At 42.8% G+C, this 3,269-nt stretch carries 4 protein-coding genes; all 4 read right to left on the reverse strand.

Features of this window, described 5'->3' with window-relative positions; genetic code table 11:
- Window positions 1-188: 188 nt before the first annotated feature.
- Window positions 189-389 (reverse strand): hypothetical protein, encoded by a 201-nt coding sequence (locus tag R2B77_RS17740; RefSeq protein WP_203249343.1) that lies wholly within the window; start codon window positions 387-389, stop codon window positions 189-191.
- 106 nt (window positions 390-495) lie between these two features.
- A complete protein-coding gene (locus R2B77_RS17745) occupies window positions 496-1,296 on the reverse strand; it encodes an ExeA family protein (protein WP_203249342.1) in 801 nt (266 codons plus the stop codon).
- Window positions 1,289-2,638: a DDE-type integrase/transposase/recombinase gene (locus tag R2B77_RS17750; protein ID WP_322555775.1), complete on the reverse strand. Its 1,350-nt coding sequence runs from the start codon at window positions 2,636-2,638 to the stop codon at window positions 1,289-1,291. The genes R2B77_RS17745 and R2B77_RS17750 overlap by 8 nt, the downstream gene beginning before the upstream one ends.
- A 37-nt stretch (window positions 2,639-2,675) precedes the next feature.
- Complete coding sequence (locus tag R2B77_RS18010) at window positions 2,676-3,167, reverse strand: DUF6431 domain-containing protein (protein ID WP_404830765.1); 492 nt, start codon at window positions 3,165-3,167, stop codon at window positions 2,676-2,678.
- Window positions 3,168-3,269: the final 102 nt, after the last annotated feature.

Here is a 3,269-nt window from a genome sequence, read left to right on the forward strand (position 1 = left end):
TGTTAATGACATAAGAAATCGTCCAGAAATTGACTTGATCTTTTGTCCTTAAATTGCCGCTTTTTATGTCCACACTGGGTATTGCGGACATTAGGACCAGTAAATGAAGAATAAGAGTCACTGCTATGTTAATAAATGCGAATAGGTTAACAGCCATTAGAACAGAATTCATTCTAATGGCTGCTTTATTATTTAAAACCTTTATCCTCTAACTGCTTATCGATAATCTCAATTGCCCAGCGAACGAGATTATCATGGTTTAAATGCTCTTCCTCCTCCCAAATACAAGCGGATAATAATCTGTTTTCGATTTCTGTCATAACCTTTTCAGGCAAATACATATGAAAAAAGTGTTTAGCTATTCGATTTTCAATTTCTGTTGGGATCACTTGATCCCCCCCAATCCATGACGTTCTCTCAAAGAGACTCCACTATCAACTAAAATCCCATCCGCTATTTACGCCTGTCTTAAATCAGTTTTAAAGAAAGAAGAACTTATGCGAGTTCTCCCTCAATCACATTCTTTACCATTCGATCATCGATGATGCGATAACCATTTTGTGATCCGAATAATAGGCAATGTGTCGCAAGCTTATTGATTAGTCTTGATGCTCCACTAGTATATTGATGAATTTCATCAATGGCTGCCTCTGAGAATATATCCCTTTCCACCCCTGCATAACTCAGGTGTCGCTCCATGTACTGGGACACTTCTGCACGTTCCAGATGACCAAGCTTACATTGTATATCAATTCGCTGCCGAATCGCTGAGAACGATTGTAGCTGCAGTCGATCCCATAGTTCACTTTGCCCTACCATGATCAAAGCCATCGGGCTTTGCGCGTCCATTCTAAAGTTAAGAAGGAAACGGACTTCTTCCAACATCTCTCGATCCAACAGATGTGCTTCATCGACCACCACGACAGGTATCAGTCCATGAATACCTTTCATTAATTCGATTTCCCTATGTAGCTGCCGCTTTGCGTCGCCACGATAGAACTTGGATTCTAATCCCAGCTGTTCTAACATTCCCTTATAGAAGTGTCTAGGAGTTAATTTCGAATCGGATAGGTAAAGTAGCTTATAACGGGTTGAATCGAGTTGATCCGCAAATCTTCGGATTGCCGTCGTCTTTCCTAGTCCGCAATCACCAGTCATTACCGCAAATAATTGGCGATCTGCGGCATAATTTAATCGGCCAATGATTTCTTCCAGACCTGTTGATTCATATAGTTCGCAAGTGGGAATATCACGGGAGAAAGGTGTCATTTTCATCTCATAAAATTGCTCAAACATGGGATTCACCTCTTTTTCCGAGATTACGGTAGGAGACGGCTGGCGTTACAGCCATGGACTTCCTCTTGTCTGCTTGACCTTTAGCTGCTTTGAGAAGACGGGATGAAGTAGCAGGCGCTTTCGTCATATGCTCCGGCAGGGATGGACGTTTTCCGGCTCGTTCACCGATGACCAGTTCCTTAGCTTTCCATGAAGGGTAACCTTCTAAATCGACGGTGAGTTCGGTAAGATCCAACGGATCATAGGTAATTTCCACACGACAGCCCACAAAATTAATGCCAACCTCATATTTCTTATCTTGAAAGCTAATACATCCGGATTTATCGACTTTCCTTGTTTCGGCATGAAGAAAAGCAGTTGCCAGCTCTTCAGCAGAAATCATTCGAATTGGTTGTGTGTCACTTCGAAAGGCTGCAAAGGGGCTCATTTGGTCTTTCAGTGCACTGTGCCCTTTATGTAAATAGCACTCTGAGATCCATACCTCCAAGAGACTGTTTAACTTATCAAGCGTCTTGTAATCTTCCAACCTTGCTTCTTCTAAAAAGGAATTAAAAGTTCTATTAAACCTTTCAACTTTTCCAGTAGACTCTGGCGAGTAAGGTCGCGCATAAAGTAGTCTAATCCCTAGTTTCGCACATGTGCGCGTCATCCATTTATTCCGATATTGCTTACCGTTATCAAAATAGACACTTTCAGGCACACCATGTTTCCGGATTGCTTCTCGGAAGGCTTCTTCCACGCAACGTGCGTCAAGCATCGGATAAAAGGATACATGGAGTGGCATCCGTGTTGCATCATCCAGAAGTGCCACCATATAGACTTGTTTTTTCTTCCCGTCGGGACCAATCGGTAGATAGGGACCATATTTGATATCCGAATGCCACAGCTGATTTCGGTGTTTTCTTTGAAATCGGCGTACAGCACCCGAGGTTTCATGATACATTCTCATCTGTCTCGAACTATACCCACGTTTTGCAAGTTTCTCTTGAAGAGTGGAGCGTTTTAAAGTATCCTTCTTCACAATCCCTTCCCATTCTAAGATTTGAATGATAGTAGAGATGCTTCGGCTCGGTACTTCTCTACGAAGTAGGATGGCGTGATCGAGAATAAGATCTTGAGTATCTCCTTTGGTCGTTCGATACTGCTTTTGCTTCAATCCTTCAAAACCTTCTTCGCGGAATTGAGCGATATACCTTCTAAGTGTCCGCTCGGACAACCCGGATTCCTTACTGATTGTGACTCGCAGCTGTTTAGCTTTTTGTGGATCAAGCCCCTCCTGAAGCAGTGGGGCAATCAACTGATATCGATTGGTAGCTTTCTCTTCCATTTTCCGTCTATTCATAAATGAACCACTCCTTTCATTTCTCTTGAAGTGTAATTCATTCAGAATCGGACAGACAGGCAGAACGGGTATGTATCCAAAAATGGTTGTTGGCGACAGGATGGACAATTTTCGCCAGCCATCCAGGTCCTTCACCAAACCATTGTCCAATTCGTTTATGTACAGGCAGTGAATGGGAGGACATTTCATTCACCGGAGGCATTACGGTATATTGGATAAGGAGAGATTGACAGACGGCAAGCCAGTATTCAACCAGTTTATTGAACCAGCTCCTCCATCGATACAAGGTTGATTCATCAACAGGAAGAACCAAAGGTTCTAATGGGTGGATGCCTTCTTCGATTATTCCAGCAGCATATCTTTTATAGGGAATTATAAAGTCAGGAAGTTCATGATGGATTTTTCGGCATGTCAGACACCGCAACCTCCTGATAATATAACGCTCAATCTGCCCGGTATCCTTGCGTACCTTACGTTCACGCGATCCAATTACATCAAAGTCACCACTATTACAGCAGGGACATGGCACTCGTTCTGCACATTGAACAAAAAACCCCTTTTTCGGGGTTCTCGTTTATGATATAATTATGTACGATTATCATATTTAAGAGGGACGTCTTCCGTCGACCAG

Origin of the sequence: Sporosarcina beigongshangi, assembly GCF_033485195.1 — a bacterium.
Lineage (GTDB): Bacteria > Bacillota > Bacilli > Bacillales_A > Planococcaceae > Sporosarcina > Sporosarcina beigongshangi.